The following is a 20,201-nucleotide window of genomic DNA, read 5'->3' as shown; positions in this document are numbered from 1 at the left end:
TCACCTTTTGTGACAGATTGGACATAATTCAACATTCAGCAACCAATTTGTCGAGCAATCACCATACGCTGTACTTCTGAAGTCCCTTCCCCTATCTCGAGCAGCTTCGCATCCCGCAAATATCGTTCGACTTCATATTCACGCATATAACCATAACCGCCGTGTATCTGAATTGCTTCGTTGGCAATTTCCATGGCGATTTCAGATGCGTATAATTTACACATCGATGCTTCTGTCGTGAATTTCCTGCCTTGGTCTTTCAACCAAGCTGCCTTATAAACCATATTCCGCGCCAATTCGATTTTCATAGCCATATCTGCAAGCTTAAATTGGGTGATCTGAAATGAAGATAGGGTCTTACCGAATTGCTTACGTTCTTTTGAATAACGCAACGCTCGGTCATAGGCTGCCTGCGCAATCCCAACCGCCATTGCGCCGATCCCGATACGTCCACCGTCCAATGTCACTAAAAATTGTTGAAACCCTTTCCCTCTTGCACCAAGCAAGTTCTCTTCCGGAACGACAACCTGATCGAGTACCAACTCTGTCGTATTGGACGCATGAAGACCCATTTTTTCATAGTTATCCATGACCGTAAAGCCTTCTGAATTTGTCGGCACCATAATTGCACTTATTTCTTTTTGACCGTCCGCGCGACCTGTGACGGCTGTTATAGCTAAGTGCTTCGCATAGCTGGCATTTGTAATATAAACCTTGGAACCATTGATCGTGAACTTTCCGCCTTCTAATCGTGCTGTCGTTTCTGTCCCTCCAGCATCTGACCCGGCATTCGGCTCCGTCAGCCCGAATGCTCCAAATGATTCCCCTGTGCAAATAGGTGTCAAATACGCTTGTTTTTGCTGTTCTGTACCGAACAGATGCAACGGGGCACCTCCAAGCGAGATGTGGGCTGAATACGTTATCCCTGTAGATGCACACGCACGGCTCAATTCTTCCGTCACAATGGCGAAACTGATCGTATCTGCACCTCCCCCTCCGTATTTCTCAGGGAACGGCAAGCCCATCATGCCCATTTGAGACAGCTTCTTAAAAATTTCGATAGGGAATGTACCCGTTCTGTCTCGTTCAACCGCGCCAGGAGCGACTTCTTCATTCGCAAAATCCTTCATTAACTTCTTAACCATCTGCTGTTCTTGAGTTAAATCAAAGTTCATTTTGATCATCCTCTCTATGAAAGCCCTTACATAACATTATATAGAGATTGGATGAAATATAACAATGAATATATTATCCTTCATCCTATTTATCTTTATTCAACAGACAACTCCCATCTCTATAGGTCGTGAGATGAATGCGGTTTATTAATCTGTTCAGCGGATGTTTAAACGCCCGCTGAACAATAGAAGTACACAGGCTAAGATCGCCCCACAACCTGCGGCAAAGGCTAACTGACCTGCGGCACACATCCCCTAAGCACAAATCAAAATCTGGAAGCAATTACACCGCGGTGTAATTGATTTAAATCAAAATGATAAAATTAAAAAGCCGACGATCGTCAACAAGCCTAAAGAACCGGAAATCGTAAAGTATAGTAAGTTCATTAGTCTGCCTGTAAATAGCCACAGACTGCAATTCAAAACAAGTAATCCAATTAATAATGTAGTCTCACCATTAAAAAATGCTGTCCAGATTTTCAAGGACATCATCAGCAACAGAAAGGCCATCGATATGTATAGGAAAGGAGCAAAACCTTTCTTGATGAACAATTTTCCTGAGGAAATCACGAGAAAAAGCAGCGAAAGGACCGTGGCTGCAAGTAACGTGGCTATCGGATATTCTTTCAGTAAAAACATGGCGACGGATACCAAGCCTGCCAGCAACAAACTGATGAGCAGAATCATCAATTGCTTTGTTCGCAACTGTTTTTTCTCTTTGTGCAGAGCGGAAGATTCCTTTATGACCATCTCGTCAGGATCTTCTCCTTGCGCGTACAGTGTAATCAAAAAATCACAGTAGTGTTCAGGAAGAAGTTTATTCTGTTTCCAATAGCGGATTTCTGAAATGATTATTTGCTTCTTTTCTTTTGTCATCCTTTCTCCCCCATTAATACCAATCAATAAAATTGTTCTTTGTATGGATCCAGAAGAAAAAGCATCGGCTAATTTGAAGCCGATGCATCTATTACTCTAAAAAGTCTTTTAAGCGTTTGCTGCGTGATGGATGACGCAATTTTCTAAGTGCCTTGGCTTCAATCTGGCGAATCCGCTCACGTGTTACGCCGAAGACTTTACCTACTTCTTCCAGCGTACGTGTACGGCCATCATCCAGACCGAAACGCAGACGCAAGACATTTTCTTCCCGGTCTGTCAATGTGTCCAAGACATCTTCGAGCTGCTCTTTTAATAATTCATACGCCGCATGATCTGAAGGAGATTGTGCTTCTGAATCTTCGATGAAGTCACCTAAATGAGAATCATCTTCTTCTCCAATCGGTGTTTCCAAAGAGACAGGTTCTTGTGCGATTTTCAGGATCTCACGTACTTTTTCAGGAGTTAAGTCCATTTCCTCTCCGATTTCTTCTGGAGAAGGCTCTCGTCCTAAGTCTTGCAGGAGTTGACGTTGTACGCGAATCAATTTATTGATCGTTTCAACCATATGCACAGGAATACGAATTGTACGGGCTTGGTCTGCAATCGCACGTGTAATTGCTTGGCGGATCCACCACGTAGCATACGTACTGAATTTAAAGCCTTTTGTATGGTCGAACTTCTCGACAGCTTTAATCAGACCCATATTCCCTTCCTGAATCAAGTCAAGGAATAACATACCACGGCCGACATAGCGTTTAGCGATACTGACAACCAATCGCAAATTCGCCTCCGCCAATTTCTTTTTGGCATTTTCTCCACGAATAATAGCTGCATCTATTTTAGGTGTCATTTCGTTTGTTTCTGCCAACTCTGCTTCCGCTTCAATACCTTCTTGAATCCGAATCGCCAAATCAACTTCTTCTTTACCTGTCAATAAGTCGACACGCCCGATTTCTTTCAAATACATACGAACGGGGTCGTTGATCCGGACTCCTGGCGGCACACTCAAATCATTTAAGTCGAATTGTTCTTCCGCATCACTCTTGGCATCTGCTTCTTCTTTTCTATCCATTTCGATACCTTGTGCTTCTATCTGATCGAGAAACTCTTCAAATTGTTCAGGTTCCATTTCAAAAGATGCCAGTTTTTCTGTTACATCCTCTAGTGTTAGTTCGCCTGTTTTTTTACCAGCCTCTATAATAGCTGCCTTTGCTTCTTCAATAGTCAATTCTACTTCTCCCGTTTGTTCTTCTTTTGTCATAGCGACTATACCTCCTTACAGAACCTTTAACGATCTCACAAGTTGGATTACCTCTGTGGCCAACTCCATTGCTTTTAGTAGGTCGTTCTTTTTTTCTGCTTCTTTTGATTCATGTTGTTTTTGTTCAATCAAACGTTTTAGTTGATTGCGTTTTAAGTGACGGATACAATCTTCTACTTCTTGCCCTGTATGCTCTTGTGAACGTTCTGTCAAAATAGCTTCCATGACGATTTTCTTCAATTGCCGGTCTTCCAACATTTCAGCAAATCGTTGATAGTTGGGCAAGTCATATTGTTCATAAAACGCGGCCAACTTGAAAAATATTTTGATGACGTCATCTCTGACAAATAAATCTTGAAGTTCTGCACGCTTTTCTTCAAACAAGTCGGCGTCCATCAATAGGTGAGCAAGGAGCAGCTGTTCCGCTCGATCTGTCTCCGTTCTGTTCGCTGTAGCACTGGTTAAGCTTACCGATCGGCTTTCTTCCACTGGATCTGCAACACGTGTCTGTTTCGCCTTTCGTGCTATAGACTTTGTAAACTCCTGTCCGAGTGACTCTTTGGAAGCATGTGTTTCACTATGGAGTTGTTGAATCAATAAATCCTTTTCAATAGGAGAACAACGGTGAGCAAGTTCATTGAAAACTTCATGAACATACTGCTTAATATCATGATCAATCGATAAGTTTTTGTCTCTTCTATAATAGGCAGCGACAAAAGAAATATACGAAAGTGGCTGATCTAAGATTTTCTCTGTAAATGCGTCGACTCCCTGTTGGGCGATGAAATCATCGGGATCCATTCTATCTGGCAGAGTGGCCACGAGCACATCCATTCCACTATCAATCAAACTGTCGGCAAATCGTTTGGCGGCCCCCCAGCCAGCAGAATCTCCGTCACAGCAAATGACCACTTTCTTTGCCATTCGCTTCAGTTTTACGATATGATGTGATGATAAAGCAGTACCCATGACTGCGACCGTATTCCCGATTCCACCGCGGTCTGCAGCAATCGTATCCATAAAACCTTCGAATAGTATTACTTTACCCGATTTCCGAACATTAAGACGTGCCCGATGAAAATTAAACAAAACCTTGCTCTTTTCGAATATCGGAGTCTCTGGACTATTGATATATTTAGCGTCTGAAGACGAATCCTCCAATCTTCTTCCAGAGAAGGCAATGGTCATGCCATTATCATCCTGAATTGGAAACATGATTCTTCCCCTGAAGCGGTCGAAATATCCCGATCCATCCTCTTTTTGAAAACAAAGTCCTGCGGTTTCCATTTCTTTCAGATCAAAGCCCTGCCTAGTTAATAATGAAGACAAAGCATCTGATTGAACAGGAGACCATCCTATTTCATACTGTTCGATTTGATCACGCGTAAACCCTCTATTTTCTAGATATTCTAATGCTTTTTCGCCTTCTATGGTGTTTAAGAGCAGATGGCTATAAAAATTGGCGGCAAGCGTATACGCTTTAAGCATTTGTTGGTTAGAAGAGGTTTTCGTCGTTTGCGCATCGTTTGTTGAAGCTTCTAGCTCCATTCCAATACGACTTCCGAGTTTCAGAATGGAATCGATGAACGAACGGTTTTCCATATCCATCATAAAGGTGATGGCATTCCCGCTTGCTCCGCATCCGAAGCAGTGAAATAGTTGCTTGTCTTCGGAAACAGAGAAGGATGGGCTGTTTTCTTCATGGAACGGACACAGTCCAAACCAATTCTTTCCCCTTTTTGACAATTGGACATATTCACTGATCAAATCGACAATGTCTGTTCCTGAGCGGATTTCCTCAATCGTGTCGTCAGATATTCTTGTCATTCTATCACCATTTCCACTCTATATACATAAATTCGAGGACTTTCTCAAAAACCCTTTTTTATCGACATCATTCGCCTCGAAAACTTTTAACTTCGCATGAATTGAGTATTCAAGTAGGAAACATGTACTTCCCAACACAGTTGACCGCTGTTCCAAACAGCTGCTTCCAATTCCCCCTATAGTTTGCTAATAATAATCAATTCATATACTCTGTTGCTACATTTCGGCCTACTATCCAACTAGACACAGAAAAAAGAAGACCTAACCATCCGTTAGTTGGCCTTCCTTGCTGTAAATGTTTTGAGAATCGTATTGGCTGTTTCTTCAACTGCGCGATTGGTCACATCAATGACTTCGCAGCCGACTTTTGTCGTAATCTCATTAAAATAGTCTATTTCTTGTTGAATACGTGCTATTTTCGCATAGTTTGCGTCATCTTTCAAGCCCAACGTTTCCAAACGCGCTTTTCGAATAGAGTTTAATTGATTTACTGATATATAAAGTCCGAAACATTTAGTTGGATCGATTGAGAATATCTCTGCTGGCGGATCGACTTCAGGAACAAGCGGCACATTAGCCACTTTATATCCTTTATTCGCCAGAAATTGTGACAGCGGTGTTTTGGATGTCCTCGATACACCGAGCAGTACAATATCTGCTTCCAATACACCGCGCATATCTCTTCCGTCGTCGTATTTTACTGCAAACTCAATAGCCTCGATTTTTTTGAAATAATGAGCATCCAACTGCCTGACCAAGCCTGGTTCCTCAAAGGGTTCTAGGCCTAACTGATTTCCAATTTCGTCGATAAGCGGTCCTAACAGATCTACGGACTTTACGTCCAATTCTTCACAAAGAATACGCAAATGATCGCGCATTGCCTCTTTGACTAAAGTAAAGACAATCAAAGCTTGCTGTTGTTTAGCTAAAAACACAATTTCCTCTAACTGTGAATTCTCCTCAATATAGGAGAATCTCTTTATGGAAACGCTCTCCAAATCATGCCGGAATTGACTAGCAGCCGCCTTCGTAACAAGGCCAGCTGTTTCCCCGACAGAATCAGAGACGATAAATAATGTAAAATTCGGCATACCGTCACTCCTCATAAGTCATGATCTTCCGCTAATGAAAGAAATGCGGCTGTTATATTGGTCTTTGTAATCCGACCGATCACTTCCAATCCGCCCTCTTTCTCATTGATGATTGGCAATGAATCAATTTGACTGTCCATCATTTTTTTTGCTACTGAAATGAGGGTATCCTGCTTCCTGCAATACATAATATTCGGCATTCTTGTCATGATGACATGCACAGGAATTTTATCTAATTCCGTTCTTCCGATACTTGTCCGCAACAAATCTTTTCTGGAAAGTACACCTGTCAATAAAGATTGCTGATCCACTACGAAAAGGGTTCCGACATCCTCCAGAAACAATTGGCAGATCGCATCATAAACTGATAGATTCTCCGTGATCACGACCGGTCTTGATTGAAAATCCGCCGCTGTCATATCTACCATACCGTCCGCTACCGATTGAATAGGTTTTTTGCCAGAATAGAAGTAACCCACACGCGGTCGTGCATCCAAATAACCCGCCATCGTCAAAATTGCTAAGTCAGGTCGGATAGTTGCACGCGCTAAGTGTAGACGCTCAGCTATTTGCTCTCCTGTAATCGGTCCGTTTTCTTTGACGATGTCAAGGATTTCATTTTGACGTGTATTTAATTCCAAACATGTCACCGCCTTCACACTTCAAAGTAGTATTTACTAACCAATTATATAACAAGACGCTCACTATTGCGAAGAAAGGAGAATCATGCTAAACTAATTTTGAATGAAGTAAGCGAAGAACGGTCAATAAGTAGTGTAAAGATGAGCGAACAGGGACAGTGAGAGCCTGTACTACACGAAGACGGCAGCCGGGAGTTGAACCATTCATTATGAAAGTGGGTTGAAAAACCAATCGGGGTGGAACCGCGGGTCATCATGCACTCGTCCCCGGACATGTCTATGTCCGGAGACGAGTGCTTATTTTAATTGGAGGGATTTATAATGTTATCTATGGAACAAGTAGTGAATCTTTCAAAGCAACGGGGTTTTGTGTTCCCAGGCTCTGAAATCTATGGCGGTTTGGCGAACACATGGGATTACGGTCCGCTCGGCGTTGAGTTGAAGAACAACATCAAACGTGCTTGGTGGCAAAAATTTATTCAGGAATCGCCTTATAACGTAGGGCTGGATTCAGCCATCTTGATGAACCCGAAAGTTTGGGAAGCATCTGGTCATATCGGGAACTTCAATGATCCAATGATCGACTGTAAAAAATGTAAGACGCGTCACCGTGCGGATAAATTAATCGAAGAAGCATTAGATGCCAAAGGGATTGAACTCGTAGTTGACGGCTTGCCATTTGAAAAGATGTTCGAACTAATCCAAGAACACGACATCGTGTGCCCGACTTGCGGTGCGATGGACTATACAGAAATCCGTCAATTTAACTTAATGTTCAAGACGAGTCAAGGAGTGACGGATTCATCCGCAAACCAAATTTTCCTTCGTCCTGAAACAGCACAAGGAATCTTCGTCAACTTTAAAAACGTTCAACGTTCGATGAGAAAGAAAGTACCGTTTGGAATTGCGCAAGTCGGTAAAAGTTTCCGTAATGAAATCACGCCGGGTAACTTCACGTTCCGTACGCGTGAATTTGAACAAATGGAACTGGAATTCTTCTGTAAGCCTGGTGAAGATGAGCATTGGTATGGATACTGGCGCGACCAATCCAAGAACCTATTGTTGAACCTTGGATTGAAAGAAGAGAATATCCGTCTTCGCGAGCATAATGAAGACGAACTTTCCCACTACTCTAAAGGAACTGTAGATATCGAATATAAATTCCCGTTTGGCTGGGGAGAGCTTTGGGGTATTGCTAACCGTACGGACTTCGATTTGAAGCGCCATATGGAATATTCAGGCGAAGACTTCCACTATCAAGATCCTGTAACGAATGAAAAATACGTTCCTTACTGCATCGAGCCTTCTGTAGGTGCAGATCGTGTTACACTAGCTTTCTTATGTGACGCATTTGACCAAGAAGAGTTGGAAGACGGCGATACACGTACAGTGTTGCGTTTCCACCCGGCACTTGCTCCTATTAAAGCTGCGATCTTGCCATTATCTAAAAAGCTTGCAGACGATGCAGATAAAGTGTATACGGAACTGGCGAAGCATTTCCCAGTACAGTATGACGATTCCCAATCAATCGGCCGTCGCTACCGTCGCCAAGATGAAATTGGAACTCCTTTCTGTATCACATACGATTTTGATTCATTAGAAGATCAGCAAGTGACTGTCCGTCACCGCGATTCTATGGAACAAGAGCGTATGCCGATTGCAGACGTTAAAGCATATATCGAAAAACATCTACAATTTTAATTTTAAAACCCGGAGAATCGGCATTAGCCTTCATTCTCCGGGTTTTCTTTTGGTTTTTGTAATTCTGGTGTCCGTTCCAACTGCTCGATAAATTTTCTGGATTTCAAGTAAATCCCGACTTGTTCATGATAAATCGTCGAGACCAGTTTCTGCATAAAGGTTTTCGTCGGTTTCTTTAATTCCAGCTTACCGATCTGATCCAATGGCACATTATAAAACATCCGAATCAACTTGATCTGAGTCGGAGACAAGCGAATAATGTATGGATCCACTCCAAAACAACGATGACAAAGAAAGCCGATTTGCTGAAATGAAAAAGCAAACTCCCCTTCCGTCGCCCCGCAATTGGCGCATTCATGAAGGATGGGGTGAATACCAGCGACGGGCAGCATCTTCCATTGAACAAATAACGAAATTGCCTCTGCATCATAACCCTCTTCCATGGCATGGAACGCCTCTTCCAACAGTCGAAAAATCCCAGCATTCGGTTGCTCCGATTCGGTTAAGCGATCGATCAACTCAACGACCAGTCCCGCATATGCAGTTGTCTCCAGGTCAGCGCGAATATGCCGTACACTGCTGATCAACTCACCTTGTTCAAGAGATCCCATTCCCCTGCTTGCCCGTATCATAAAAAAACCATGTGTGAACGTTTGCGTAATGGCAGCTAGTCGACTCGCCGGCTTTTTCGCACCTCTTGCCATCGCGGTGATTTTACCTGCCTCTTTTGAATAAATCGTTACGATTTTATTTGTTTCACCGTAAGGGATGCTCTTTATAATAAATCCTTCCACTTTGTTTAACAAAGTGCTCTCCCCCAATCAAACATACTGGACAGATGAAGAATTAATAATCTTCCTCATTGAATCCAAATTCTTTTAGGCGGCTTGGACGATTGCGCCAGTCTTTCTGAACTTTTACCCATAATTCAAGAAATACTTTTTCTCCAAGCAGCATCTCAATATCTTTTCGTGCTTTCGTTCCAATTTCTTTTAGCAATTTACCGCCTTTGCCAATGACAATCCCTTTTTGTGAATCTCTTTCCACTATAATCGTAGCTCGGATATGCGTCTTTCCAGTAGATGCATCCTGTTCAATGCTTTCAATGGCCACCGCAATGGAGTGAGGAATTTCTTCACGTGTCGTATGCAGCACCTTTTCCCGAATCATTTCTGAAATGATAAAGCGCTCAGGATGGTCGGTAACTTGGTCGGCAGCATAATATTGAGGACCTTCCGGCAAATAACTTTCCAGCGTTTCCACTAAACGTTCAATATTATTGCCGTTTAAAGCTGAAATCGGAACGACTTCAGCAAACTTCAGTTCATCTGTGTACGTCGTGATGATCTCGAGTAATTGATCGGGATGCACAAGGTCGATTTTATTAATGACCAGGAATACAGGAGTCTCGGACTTTTCAAGCCATTCCATAATAAAGCGGTCCCCTGTACCGATCTTTTCATCTGCATTCACCATGAACATGATGACATCTACTTCACTCAATGTACTGCGCGTCACTTTCAGCATGAAATCGCCTAGACGGTGCTTTGGTTTGTGGACGCCTGGCGTATCGATGAAAATCATTTGGGATGTGTCACTTGTCACAATGCCCTGTACTTTATTTCGCGTTGTTTGCGGCTTATCACTCATGATGGCGATTTTTTGACCGACCATCCGATTGATGAATGTTGATTTCCCGACATTCGGACGACCAATTATTGAAACAAAGCCTGATTTGAATGGTTTATCGTTCTTCTGCATAGTCTAAATCCTCCTTAGAAAAAGCGCCTGGCAATAGTTCTGCAACGGTCATCTCTTGAACGTCCCCTTTAAGATTCGTTAGATAGACCGGCATGCCCGGTGCGCAAAACTCCGCGATCACTTGACGGCATGAGCCACACGGTGCAATCGGTCCTTCTGTATCCCCGATAACAGTAAGCGACTTGAAAGATTTAACGCCTTCAGAGATTGCTTTAAAAATCGCTGTCCGCTCTGCACAATTCGTAAGTCCGTAAGCAGAGTTTTCGATATTACATCCTCGGAAAATCGTACCGTCTTCTGTTTCTAAGGCAGCACCCACCGGAAACTTAGAGTACGGGACATATGCAGTTTTCATTGCTGATTCTGCTTCGTTTTTCAGTTGTTCAAATTTCATCTAGTTCACTCCAGTTCATTTGATTCAGCCAAACCATTTCGGAAAAAAGATCAAACAGCCAATGACTGCACTGGCGATAGCGAAAATCAGTACCGACCCAGCCGCGATATCTTTGGCCTTTTTTGCTAGTGGATGGTATTCCTTTGTTACGAGATCTACGACGTACTCAACAGCAGTATTCATCAATTCCAATGCCAGCATTCCGCTGATCAATAAAAGAACAATCAGCCATTCGGTCATAGAAAGAACAGTGAACCAGCCAGCAAGGATGACGATGATGGCTGACAGGGCATGAGATTTCATGTTGCGTCCATTGACGAAACCGTCTCTCATCCCTTCCCACGCATAGACAAAAGATTTGAAAAATCTTTTCATCTGATCACTGTCGCTCCAAGCCAAAAGAAGTTAAGATTTCTGTTTGTCTTCCGAACATCTCTTTTTCATCATCCTCTTCAATGTGATCATATCCGAGTAAATGAAGAAATCCATGTAACGCCAAAAACCCTAATTCTCGTTGAAAGGTATGATTGTATTCAACCGCTTGGCGTTGCGCCGTTTCAATAGAGATGATGATATCACCAAGCACAACTGGCATATCTCCTTCATGTACGATCGCCACTTCCCCTTCAGACAGTTCTTCTAAGGCAAATGAAATGACATCGGTCGGTTTATCCTTGCCTCGAAATTCTGCATTTACTGCTTGGATCGCATCATCATCCATAAAAGTGATTGAAAGCTCGTATAAACCTTCCAAATCTTCCATTTTCGCTGCGTGATTCAATAGATCGGTAATTAACACTTCCGACGTTTCGTCAACTGCATCTGTATCATCTTGAAAATAAAAGTCTATCATTGCCCATACTCCTTTTTTAATCCGGATATTCGATTCGATTATGGAAAATTCCATTCAAAGTCTCACATATCACTTTTTTCACCTGTTTGATTTCTTTCATCGATAAATCGCATTCTTCAAATTGATCATCTTCAACTTTTGACCGAACGATCGCTTCGACGAGTACCGCAATCTTATCGGGTGTCGGCTCTTTCATGGAACGTACCGCTGCTTCTACACTATCCGCAATCATAATAACAGCGATTTCCTTCGTTTGCGGCTTTGGACCCGGATATCTGAATTGATCCTCCGCCACATCTGAACCTTGTTCTTTCGCTTTTACATAGAAAAACTTCAGTAAGCTTGTTCCGTGGTGCTGCCTGGCAATCGCTATTAACTCTGCAGGCATATGATGCTTCTCCAATATTTTCGCACCATCTTCAGCGTGAGCTATAATCATATCACGACTTTTCTCAGGTGGCAGGGAATCATGTAAATTCTGTCCGGCATGCTGATTTTCAATAAAGAAACCAGGGTGAACCGTTTTCCCGATATCATGATAATAACTCCCTACGCGTGCAAGCAAGCCATTCGCTCCTATCGACTCACACGCAGCGTCTGCCAAATTCGCGACCATCACACTATGGTGATATGTTCCTGGCGTCTCCACTAAAATTTTCTTCAGTAACGGATGGTTTGGATTCGACAACTCGACCAACCGCATGTTGGAAAGCAATTGAAAGCCAGATTCGAAAAACGGCAATAGTCCGATCGTCAACGCACCTGACAGTACTCCTGATGAAATCGCTGCAACTGCATAAAAAGTCAGCTCCGGTAATGTATAACTAGTTTGTGTCATTAACAGATAAAATATGATGAAGATCGTGTTAGAAGCCGCGACTGCAAGACTCGATTGTAAAATCGTTGAGCGCCTGCCGTGTGCGCTGAGAACATATATGCTGACGATCCCACCAAATAAAATATACAAAGCGACTTCCATCTGCAAGATGGCGGCAATGCCTTCCTGCAGCATAATGCCTGCGGTTGCTGCGGTAATAATTACAGATAGTATGGCCGTTCGCTCATTAATCAGCAGCTTGATCAACATAGGCGCCAGCGCAGTCGGAAATAAAAACGCAATTTGCACGTCAAATTCATGATCAATATAACTGATGATCTTCATGAGGACAACAACTGCGAAAATTATGACGTAAAACATCAATACAGCTTTCTTTTTGAACTGATTATTTTCTGACCATGTAGAGAAATGAATCCCTATCAGACTAGAGATAAAGAGTACGAATAACCCAATCCCTAAGATTGGTTTAATGGATGACTGATTCGTCAGGACACCTGATAATTTCAATTGTTGATAAATATCACGATCAATCAGCTGCCCTTCGCGTACAATGACTTGTCCTTGAAGAATACGAATCGGCTCAATCGACTCACGCGCATCGGCTTTATTTTTTTCAGTCAGTTCTTCATCTATCACTTCTGTTTCTACGACAGCCGTTCGACCTAAGGATAACGCCACGTCCAGTAATCCACTTGGTAATGTACTGGATTGACGAATCTGTCTTTCCACTTCATATCGATGAGTGGATAATTGATCAGACTTGAAAGGTTTGGACAGCTCTTCACCAATAATCGTTAGCAGTTGTTCATGCAGATTGTCTATTTCAGTCTGATCGGATGCCAATAATTGTTTCAATTGGTCATCTGATAAGCGTAAAAAAGATTGTTCTTTCTCCAATCCTTCCAACTTTCCCCTGAGTAGTTTCAGTTTCTTACCGGCCGTCATATCAGTCTCTTTGTTTTCTTCCATTTTCACTTCACTGACAGCTGTGAATATCGAGCTGATGATAGCTTGTCTATTTTTCATGATATCTTCTGAAAAACGATAGGACGCCGGGACCGCTTGCTCCGCTCGAACACGTTCAAGTTCGGTTTTCTCAGTATCTTCAATCGTCTTAGGCGATCGTATCGTTTTTGGAGAGATCTCATATGCTGAGATTTCATAGGTTTCATTTGTACTGTTGCCATACATCAATACGAATAAAAGGATACTGGAAAGACTAATGACAACGAGCAATAGGAATGTAAACTTCACCTTCCTCATTTGTGAAAATAACCCCTTTAAGTCCGCCAAATTTCTTGCCCCCCTCGACAATTTTTGCCGCCTTGCCTTATGTATATATATATTTAATTCATAAAAAAGCAGTCATTTACTGGATGACTTAGATCGCTTAATGAATGGAGACCGATAATGAAAATCATACGTTTTACTAGTAAATACAGCTATGTTAGCCATTATACCTTATTAGAGGGTCAAACTGCATTTATTTTCCTGACACTGAAAATCTGAGGATGAGATTAACTATTGGTTGCTTAGCTTTATTCATTATTCAAATCTCAATTTAGAAGTATTTCAAGCTATCCTGGTCTTTACGAGAGCCTGTGAATAGAAATTCAAATGAACTTTTCTTTACTTTTTAGCAGTCGCTTAAACAATCCGTACTATAAACCGAAAACCCTCAAGCCTTTAGTATAAAGGCTTGAGGGCTATTCAGCAGTCATCAGTTCGATTTCTGTTCTTTGTCATATGCATCAATGATTTTTGCTACAATCGGATGCCGTACAACATCCCCTTGTTCCAAGTAAATGAATTCGATGTCTTGTACTTTCTTCAATATGTGTTCCGCTACATTTAAGCCAGAGTCCACGCCGCGCGGCAGGTCAATCTGTGTTTTATCTCCGGTAATCACCATCTTCGAACCAAAACCGAGACGAGTCAAAAACATTTTCATTTGCGCTTTTGTGGTATTTTGAGCTTCATCCAAAATAACGAATGCGTCATCGAGTGTCCTGCCTCGCATATAAGCCAGCGGAGCGATCTCAATCACGCCTCGCTCAATTAGACGCTCTGTATGCTCTGCCCCCAGTATATCGTGGAGTGCATCGTACAGTGGCCGTAAGTATGGGTCCACTTTTTCTTTTAAATCTCCTGGTAGGAAACCTAGGCTTTCTCCTGCTTCTACGGCAGGACGAGTCAGAATAATACGTTTCACTGAGCCTGTTTTCATTGCCTGCACTGCCATGACGACTGCAAGATAGGTCTTCCCCGTTCCAGCCGGGCCAATACAGAAAACCAGGTCTCTTGAGCGGATCGATTGCACATACTCCCGTTGGCCAATTGTTTTCGCACGAATCACTTTACCTTTAGTATTGCGTGCGATTTCCTCATCATATAAAGATGAGAAATATTCAATTGTACCGTTTTTCGCCATTTCAATCGCAGTGGCAACATCACGCAAATTGATGTTGATGCCTTTACGAATCACTTTCAATAACTGTTCCAGCAGTGCTTTCGCTGCTTCACTTTGCTCGATTTCCCCGCTGATCGATATTGTTTCTCCTCTTGTTCTAATGGAGATATTCAATTCTTCTTCAATTAAATTCATATTTTGATCGGAAATTCCAAGAAGCATAATCGCTTCATTCGGTTCTTCAATATGCAGTTGAATGATTTGTTCGCTCAATATATTCAGTCTCCTTGAGTTATCGGTCGTTTTTCAGCAATGTTTTCATTAATCAAAAATAAAAGAGTCCCACTAACTTTATCATTAGTGAACGATACATGTAAAATGTTTTCCTCTTTAATTACAAGTTCATTCGTCTTCTTTGATAATAGATCGTGCTTCAAAAGCGGAAGAATAACGGTCTCCTCCATTCCTTTTTCTAAACGGACAGTATGAATCGGATCCTCTCGTGACTCTTTGAAAAGTATTGGGTTTCTGAAACGAAAAACCCCTTCTTTACTTTCAAGCCATGGAGTTCTCCAATTAATATTGACTTGTTCTTCGCCTTGCGTTGAATACTTGACGGTTCGCGGTAATTCAAAATGATATTCTAACCAATAATCCGCAAAAACTTCTCCATCCGCCCCTACAACAGTCGTCTTTTCTCCTTGTTCCAGAATACCTGTAGCGAGCATATCTCCCTTTTTTACAGTTTGGTGAACAATACTCGCACGCTCACCTCTCGTCAACGCAAAGTGAGTGATCACCCCTCCTGTTTTAGCTACTAAATGAGATGGTTTTTCTTTTTTATCTTCTTTCACTTCAGCAGATAACGGAGCCAACATAGGTGAAACAATTAAAGAAGTCCCCATTTTCTTAAAGCGTATCCACGACAAGGAAGACTCGTCTTGCATGAGCAGTCGGCGAATCTCATCCTCTTCAGGTAACTTGGAGAGAAGAGATGGAACCCTAATATTCGCTTTTTCCATTTTCAGCTCCATGCGTTCAGCTAATTCAGGAACCTCACTCTCGACTTCAATGTTCCACAAAAACAAGGAAGCACAGAGGGGTAGCATACACCCGATGATAAATAGAAAAGATGAGAAAAGCCGATAATTGACGGTGTCGTTTCCTATATGTGAAACTTTCACTTTCACATGATACTTTTTTCTGAAACGACGAATCGTTTGAATCCCTTTACTGTCTGTTTCAAAATACACGGAACGTCCTGCCACATACAAATTTTTTATTTTGACTTGCTCTACTTGCAATTTTCCAAGGAATGAAGATGTTCCACCAACTGCAGTCAATTGAACCTTAAAACGTTTAGGACTCATACATCGGCCCCTCATTGGGTTTATATCGAATTGATAAATCTTTCAGCTCTATGATGGAAATATGGGCATTTTGTTCAGTTAATGCAAGTACAGTCACTTCTTCACCTTGGATCGTTAAAAAAAAGTCGTCGGTTTGAAAGGACACGGATTGTTCGCTTAACGCCTTCAATTGGTAGAAGCCCGTAATCCGTAATGAATTGAATTCATCTAAAATAATAGATGGATGAAGTGCGAATAATTTTTTCACGAAAAAACCCCCTATCTCAACATATGACGGAGATGGGGGTCGCATGATTACCGTTTTGCTTTCGGTGGTCCTAAAATTTCCGAATACACAATTCCCTGCAGAACCTGTTGCGGAGTTGTCGGAATTAAATCTTCTTGTAAGATACGTTGGTCTTCCTGAATGACCGATTGCCGTTCCGTCTGGAGTCTTCCTCTTCCGGATTGACGTTCAGATCTCGGTGCAGAAACCGGCTTTGCAGCTCGTTCAGGACGTTTGTTTTCAACCTTAGGCTCCGGGTAGAAGATTTCCGTTTGCGGCGCCTGAGTCTTCTGTGGAGCTTCTGGTTGCTGAGTTTCTTGCTGCAACTCTTTGAACTCTTTCTGGATATCTTCGAAAAGACCTTTTGATAGATCTTTCAATGTGCGCGGCTTATTCGTCGGTTCCGCATTCGCGCGCTGCGGTTCCTTTCTCGCCGGCTCATATACTGTCTGCGTATGAACAGGTTTTTGCTCGCTAGGCTTTTGCTTCGGTTCAGGCTTTTCTTTCTTTTTACTGAACAGGGAGCCTAACGCCGCCATGATTACCAAAATAATGAGCTGTTCCATTATGCATCCCCTTCCCGGGAATTCATTGTTTTACTTTAGTCTTTCTTCTGTTGCGGTGGCTGCTGGTCTCCGCCAACTTTGCTGATGGAGTCACGCATGCCTGTATCGGCTTGGATGTTCTTGTAGTTCATATAATCCATAATACCAATGTTTCCTGAACGCAGTGCTTCCGCCATTGCCAAAGGCACTTCGGATTCCGCACCCACCACTTTCGCGCGCATCTCCTGGGTTTTCGCCTTCATCTCTTGCTCATTGGCAACAGCCATCGCACGACGTTCTTCAGCTTTCGCTTGGGCGATATTTTTATCTGCCATTGCTTGTTCCGTTTGAAGTTCGGCACCGATATTTTTACCGATATCTACGTCCGCAATATCAATGGATAAGATTTCGAAAGCAGTTCCGGAATCCAACCCTTTCGTAAGGACCGTCTGAGAAATCATGTCTGGATTTTCCAGCACTTTGGCATGGTTGACGGAAGAACCAATCGTACTGACAATCCCTTCGCCGACACGGGCAACAACCGTTTCTTCACCGGCGCCCCCGACGAGTCGATCAATATTGGCACGAACCGTAATCCGTGCTTTCGCCTTCACTTCAATACCGTTCATCGCAACACCTGCAATGAATGGTGTTTCAATAACTTTTGGGTTAACGGACATTTGGACTGCTTCCAACACATCTCGTCCTGCCAAGTCAATCGCTTGTGCTCTTTCAAATGTCAGCGCGATATTCGCTCGTTGTGCTGCGATTAATGCATTCACGACACGGTCTACGTTACCACCCGCCAAGTAATGGCTTTCCAGTTGATTAATCGTTACAGTCAACCCCGCTTTATGTGCTTTGATCAGCGGGTTAACGACTCTGCTCGGGATTACTCGACGCAAACGCATCCCAATTAATGTGAAAATACTTACTCGTACTCCTGCCGCCATGGCGGAAATCCATAGCGTCACAGGAACAAACGTAAAGAATATCGCTAATACGATAATGATGATAAAGACTGCTGCTACCAGTCCTATTGTTCCTAGTCCCATCATAAGCCTTGTTCCTCCTCATTCTTCTTTTCTCTAACAACGATTCTGAAGCCTTCCACCGCCACGATCACTACTTCTTTATTACGATCAATATAGCGCCCTTCTGATACAACATCAATCCGCTCGCCGTCTAAATCAGCGACACCGGATGGACGAAGAGGTGTAAGCGTTGTCGCAACTTTTTGCAATAGATCCGTACGGTTCTCGTTGGATACATAACCGTTTTCCGTATCCATCGTATCCATTAGAATGATTTTATTCAACAGATGAAGTTTTTTTCCGAAGAATTTCATAATAACCACCGCTCCTATACTCGCCACGGCCATCGCAATCAGCACTGAAACCGCCATGAATGCCAAGTTTGTGCCTGCCAGCAAAATACTTCCTATGATAGCCAAGACTCCGAAGATTCCCGCTATCCCACCTGCAATAAAAAATTCGGCGATGATGAGTCCTACACCCAAAAGGAACAAGATCAAGGTCTCATAACCCGCCAGACCAGCCACTGTATGACCGTAGAAAAATAAGAATAAGGCAGTCAGCCCCATACTTCCCGGTACACCAAAGCCTGGTGAGTACAATTCCACAATCAGTCCAAGACTCGCAACAGAAAGTAAAATCGGGACAACTATCGGATTCGTAATGAACCGAGCCGCTTTTTCCGAAAATGTTTCTGTCGTAGAAATGACTGTTGCCTCTTCCAAGTCCAGCTTCTGCAACAATTCATCAAATGTTGCAACCGTCCCCTCACTATAACCTACTTTCTCGGCTTCGTCTGCAGTGAGTGTCAACAGTTCACCTTTAGGGGCACGAAGCTCCGGCATGTCAATTTCCGGATTGGCCATCGCCAGTGCATAATCCTTATCACGTTTCGAATGCTGTGCAGCATTTTTCATTTGTGCAAGCCAGTAACTGTTGGCTTTCGTTTCTGCTGCATTACCGGATCCATCGATGACTTGAGCAGCACCTATGGAACCATTTGGCGTCATGTAGATTTCATCCGCATAGAGTGCCAAGAACGCACCTGCTGATAATGCCCGATCATTAATGAATGCGACGATTTTGGCGTCAGTCGATGTCATCAGCTTCGCGATTTGATCCGCAGCATCCACAAATCCGCCGGGAGTATCTATATCCAATACAATCGTCTCTGCACCTTCGTCAGCCGCTTCTTTAAATGAACGTTGCAGGAATGCATGCAGTCCCTTCTCTACCTCTTGATGGAGCGGCACCCGATATACTTTCTTTTCAGCTGCATCCGCCGTGTGTATAAAAGGCAAAGCGATTGTTCCGATGAATAAAATGAGCAGAAAAATAGACCTAATCATTTTAGTCATTGTTTTCTCACCTCTCTCTACTGCCTATTATACTAACTATTTACGTTTGAAAACGTTTTTGGTTTCATTTTATCGAAAAAAAATATATCAATTACGCCTAGGCGTAATTGTGTCCAGATTTTGTATCGAGCTTAGGCCGGCATGACGCAGGTCAGTTACCCTTTGCCGCAGGAAGCGGCGACTTTTGTCTAACTTCATCTTTTAAAGATCATCTCAAAATTTGTGACATCCGCCGGAGGCTTAGGACTACAGGAAGTAGGTCATGCAGGTGTTGCCACAAGTTGTGGCGATCCTAGCCTGCGTACTTCTATTGTTCAGCGAGTTTTCAAACACCCGTTGAACAAAGAAAAAGCCACACTCATCTCGCCGCTTATAGAGCGGAAGGCACCCGCTGAGTAAAAATAAAATAAACCGAAAATCCTTTGATGGATTTTCGGTTTATACGAAATTACATTAATAGTTAATCTCAAAATTCAATGTAGGCAGAAATTAGAATTTACGCTTACGAGCAGCTTCTGATTTCTTTTTACGTTTCACACTTGGCTTTTCATAGAACTCGCGCTTTCTTACCTCTTGTATTGTACCACTTTTGGATACAGTACGTTTGAAGCGGCGAAGAGCGTCTTCAAGTGATTCATTTTTGCGAACGACTGTCTTAGTCATATCTCTTGTCCCTCCCTCCGAGCACACTTCGAAACATAGCTGTTTGCCATGTACTAGAAAATTATAACGTAAAATTTCCGATCGGTCAATAAAAAACTATTAGAATATTAATAAGAATTTCTACCGCTGGCTGCCAAT

Annotated in this window: 20 protein-coding genes; 1 reads left to right on the top strand and 19 read right to left on the bottom strand. The window is 42.7% G+C overall.

Annotated features, from left to right (window positions below):
* Positions 1-35: 35 nt before the first annotated feature.
* The 6 genes from MKY93_RS08085 to MKY93_RS08060 all read right to left on the bottom strand — a co-directional run bounded on the left by MKY93_RS08085 (position 36) and on the right by MKY93_RS08060 (position 6,880).
* Positions 36-1,175, bottom strand: coding sequence for an acyl-CoA dehydrogenase family protein (locus MKY93_RS08085; RefSeq protein ID WP_340758761.1), 1,140 nt, complete (start codon positions 1,173-1,175; stop codon positions 36-38).
* A gap of 309 nt (positions 1,176-1,484) precedes the next feature.
* Complete coding sequence (locus tag MKY93_RS08080; RefSeq protein WP_340758760.1) at positions 1,485-2,051, bottom strand: hypothetical protein; 567 nt, start codon at positions 2,049-2,051, stop codon at positions 1,485-1,487.
* Positions 2,052-2,142: 91 nt separating this feature from the next.
* Positions 2,143-3,312 (bottom strand): RNA polymerase sigma factor RpoD, encoded by a 1,170-nt coding sequence (gene rpoD / locus MKY93_RS08075; RefSeq protein WP_078816534.1) that lies wholly within the window; start codon positions 3,310-3,312, stop codon positions 2,143-2,145.
* A gap of 15 nt (positions 3,313-3,327) precedes the next feature.
* Positions 3,328-5,139 carry a DNA primase gene (gene dnaG / locus MKY93_RS08070; protein ID WP_340758759.1) on the bottom strand — a complete coding sequence of 604 codons (1,812 nt, stop codon included), beginning with the start codon at positions 5,137-5,139 and terminating at the stop codon, positions 3,328-3,330.
* Between the two features lie 272 nt (positions 5,140-5,411).
* The gene (locus MKY93_RS08065; RefSeq protein ID WP_340758758.1) at positions 5,412-6,230 is read right to left on the bottom strand and encodes a pyruvate, water dikinase regulatory protein; all 819 of its coding nucleotides are present in this window, start codon (positions 6,228-6,230) and stop codon (positions 5,412-5,414) included.
* Between the two features lie 11 nt (positions 6,231-6,241).
* A complete protein-coding gene (locus tag MKY93_RS08060; protein ID WP_040758128.1) occupies positions 6,242-6,880 on the bottom strand; it encodes a helix-turn-helix transcriptional regulator in 639 nt (212 codons plus the stop codon).
* Between the two features lie 312 nt (positions 6,881-7,192).
* Here MKY93_RS08060 and MKY93_RS08055 point away from each other — a divergent pair, with 312 nt between their 5' ends.
* Positions 7,193-8,572 (top strand): glycine--tRNA ligase, encoded by a 1,380-nt coding sequence (locus MKY93_RS08055; protein ID WP_340758757.1) that lies wholly within the window; start codon positions 7,193-7,195, stop codon positions 8,570-8,572.
* Between the two features lie 23 nt (positions 8,573-8,595).
* Here MKY93_RS08055 and recO read toward each other — a convergent pair whose 3' ends face one another.
* From recO to rpsU, 13 genes are all read right to left on the bottom strand, one after another.
* A complete protein-coding gene (recO, locus tag MKY93_RS08050) occupies positions 8,596-9,378 on the bottom strand; it encodes a DNA repair protein RecO (RefSeq protein ID WP_340758756.1) in 783 nt (260 codons plus the stop codon).
* Positions 9,379-9,418: 40 nt separating this feature from the next.
* Positions 9,419-10,333: a GTPase Era gene (gene era / locus MKY93_RS08045; RefSeq protein WP_340758755.1), complete on the bottom strand. Its 915-nt coding sequence runs from the start codon at positions 10,331-10,333 to the stop codon at positions 9,419-9,421.
* A complete protein-coding gene (locus MKY93_RS08040; protein WP_340758754.1) occupies positions 10,317-10,727 on the bottom strand; it encodes a cytidine deaminase in 411 nt (136 codons plus the stop codon). Before MKY93_RS08040 ends, era begins: the two co-directional genes overlap by 17 nt.
* Before the next feature lie 24 nt (positions 10,728-10,751).
* Entirely contained in the window at positions 10,752-11,102 is a 351-nt protein-coding gene (locus MKY93_RS08035; protein ID WP_340758753.1) for a diacylglycerol kinase family protein, read from the bottom strand.
* 4 nt (positions 11,103-11,106) lie between these two features.
* On the bottom strand, positions 11,107-11,580 hold the full coding sequence (gene ybeY / locus MKY93_RS08030; RefSeq protein WP_425441319.1) for an rRNA maturation RNase YbeY: 474 nt from the start codon (positions 11,578-11,580) through the stop codon (positions 11,107-11,109).
* A 16-nt stretch (positions 11,581-11,596) separates the two neighbouring features.
* A complete protein-coding gene (locus MKY93_RS08025) occupies positions 11,597-13,681 on the bottom strand; it encodes an HD family phosphohydrolase (protein ID WP_340760921.1) in 2,085 nt (694 codons plus the stop codon).
* 457 nt (positions 13,682-14,138) lie between these two features.
* Positions 14,139-15,101 carry a PhoH family protein gene (locus MKY93_RS08020; protein WP_009496893.1) on the bottom strand — a complete coding sequence of 321 codons (963 nt, stop codon included), beginning with the start codon at positions 15,099-15,101 and terminating at the stop codon, positions 14,139-14,141.
* Between the two features lie 5 nt (positions 15,102-15,106).
* Positions 15,107-16,198 (bottom strand): sporulation protein YqfD, encoded by a 1,092-nt coding sequence (locus MKY93_RS08015; protein ID WP_340758752.1) that lies wholly within the window; start codon positions 16,196-16,198, stop codon positions 15,107-15,109.
* A complete protein-coding gene (locus tag MKY93_RS08010; protein WP_040758131.1) occupies positions 16,188-16,445 on the bottom strand; it encodes a YabP/YqfC family sporulation protein in 258 nt (85 codons plus the stop codon). Before MKY93_RS08010 ends, MKY93_RS08015 begins: the two co-directional genes overlap by 11 nt.
* Before the next feature lie 47 nt (positions 16,446-16,492).
* Complete coding sequence (locus MKY93_RS08005; protein WP_340758751.1) at positions 16,493-17,029, bottom strand: hypothetical protein; 537 nt, start codon at positions 17,027-17,029, stop codon at positions 16,493-16,495.
* A gap of 35 nt (positions 17,030-17,064) precedes the next feature.
* Positions 17,065-18,063, bottom strand: a complete 999-nt coding sequence (gene floA, locus MKY93_RS08000; RefSeq protein WP_040758796.1) for a flotillin-like protein FloA — start codon at positions 18,061-18,063, stop codon at positions 17,065-17,067.
* A complete protein-coding gene (locus tag MKY93_RS07995) occupies positions 18,063-19,400 on the bottom strand; it encodes an NfeD family protein (RefSeq protein ID WP_340758750.1) in 1,338 nt (445 codons plus the stop codon). Before MKY93_RS07995 ends, floA begins: the two co-directional genes overlap by 1 nt.
* A 489-nt stretch (positions 19,401-19,889) precedes the next feature.
* Positions 19,890-20,063 carry a 30S ribosomal protein S21 gene (rpsU, locus tag MKY93_RS07990; protein ID WP_009496905.1) on the bottom strand — a complete coding sequence of 58 codons (174 nt, stop codon included), beginning with the start codon at positions 20,061-20,063 and terminating at the stop codon, positions 19,890-19,892.
* Between the last annotated feature and the right edge of the window lie 138 nt (positions 20,064-20,201).

This window comes from Sporosarcina sp. FSL W7-1283 (assembly GCF_038003105.1).
Lineage (GTDB): Bacteria > Bacillota > Bacilli > Bacillales_A > Planococcaceae > Sporosarcina > Sporosarcina newyorkensis.
This window is presented reverse-complemented; position numbering and strand designations above follow the sequence as displayed.

Coding starts and splice junctions, on each gene's coding strand:
- MKY93_RS08085 (WP_340758761.1), bottom strand. CDS start 1,175: ATGAACTTTGATTTAACTCAAGAACAGCAGATGGTTAAGAAGTTAATG.
- MKY93_RS08080 (WP_340758760.1), bottom strand. CDS start 2,051: ATGACAAAAGAAAAGAAGCAAATAATCATTTCAGAAATCCGCTATTGG.
- rpoD (WP_078816534.1), bottom strand. CDS start 3,312: ATGACAAAAGAAGAACAAACGGGAGAAGTAGAATTGACTATTGAAGAA.
- dnaG (WP_340758759.1), bottom strand. CDS start 5,139: ATGACAAGAATATCTGACGACACGATTGAGGAAATCCGCTCAGGAACA.
- MKY93_RS08065 (WP_340758758.1), bottom strand. CDS start 6,230: ATGCCGAATTTTACATTATTTATCGTCTCTGATTCTGTCGGGGAAACA.
- MKY93_RS08055 (WP_340758757.1), top strand. CDS start 7,193: ATGTTATCTATGGAACAAGTAGTGAATCTTTCAAAGCAACGGGGTTTT.
- era (WP_340758755.1), bottom strand. CDS start 10,333: ATGCAGAAGAACGATAAACCATTCAAATCAGGCTTTGTTTCAATAATT.
- MKY93_RS08040 (WP_340758754.1), bottom strand. CDS start 10,727: ATGAAATTTGAACAACTGAAAAACGAAGCAGAATCAGCAATGAAAACT.
- MKY93_RS08035 (WP_340758753.1), bottom strand. CDS start 11,102: ATGAAAAGATTTTTCAAATCTTTTGTCTATGCGTGGGAAGGGATGAGA.
- ybeY (WP_425441319.1), bottom strand. CDS start 11,580: ATGATAGACTTTTATTTTCAAGATGATACAGATGCAGTTGACGAAACG.
- MKY93_RS08025 (WP_340760921.1), bottom strand. CDS start 13,681: ATGAGGAAGGTGAAGTTTACATTCCTATTGCTCGTTGTCATTAGTCTT.
- MKY93_RS08015 (WP_340758752.1), bottom strand. CDS start 16,198: ATGAGTCCTAAACGTTTTAAGGTTCAATTGACTGCAGTTGGTGGAACA.
- MKY93_RS08005 (WP_340758751.1), bottom strand. CDS start 17,029: ATGGAACAGCTCATTATTTTGGTAATCATGGCGGCGTTAGGCTCCCTG.
- floA (WP_040758796.1), bottom strand. CDS start 18,063: ATGGGACTAGGAACAATAGGACTGGTAGCAGCAGTCTTTATCATCATT.
- MKY93_RS07995 (WP_340758750.1), bottom strand. CDS start 19,400: ATGACTAAAATGATTAGGTCTATTTTTCTGCTCATTTTATTCATCGGA.
- rpsU (WP_009496905.1), bottom strand. CDS start 20,063: ATGACTAAGACAGTCGTTCGCAAAAATGAATCACTTGAAGACGCTCTT.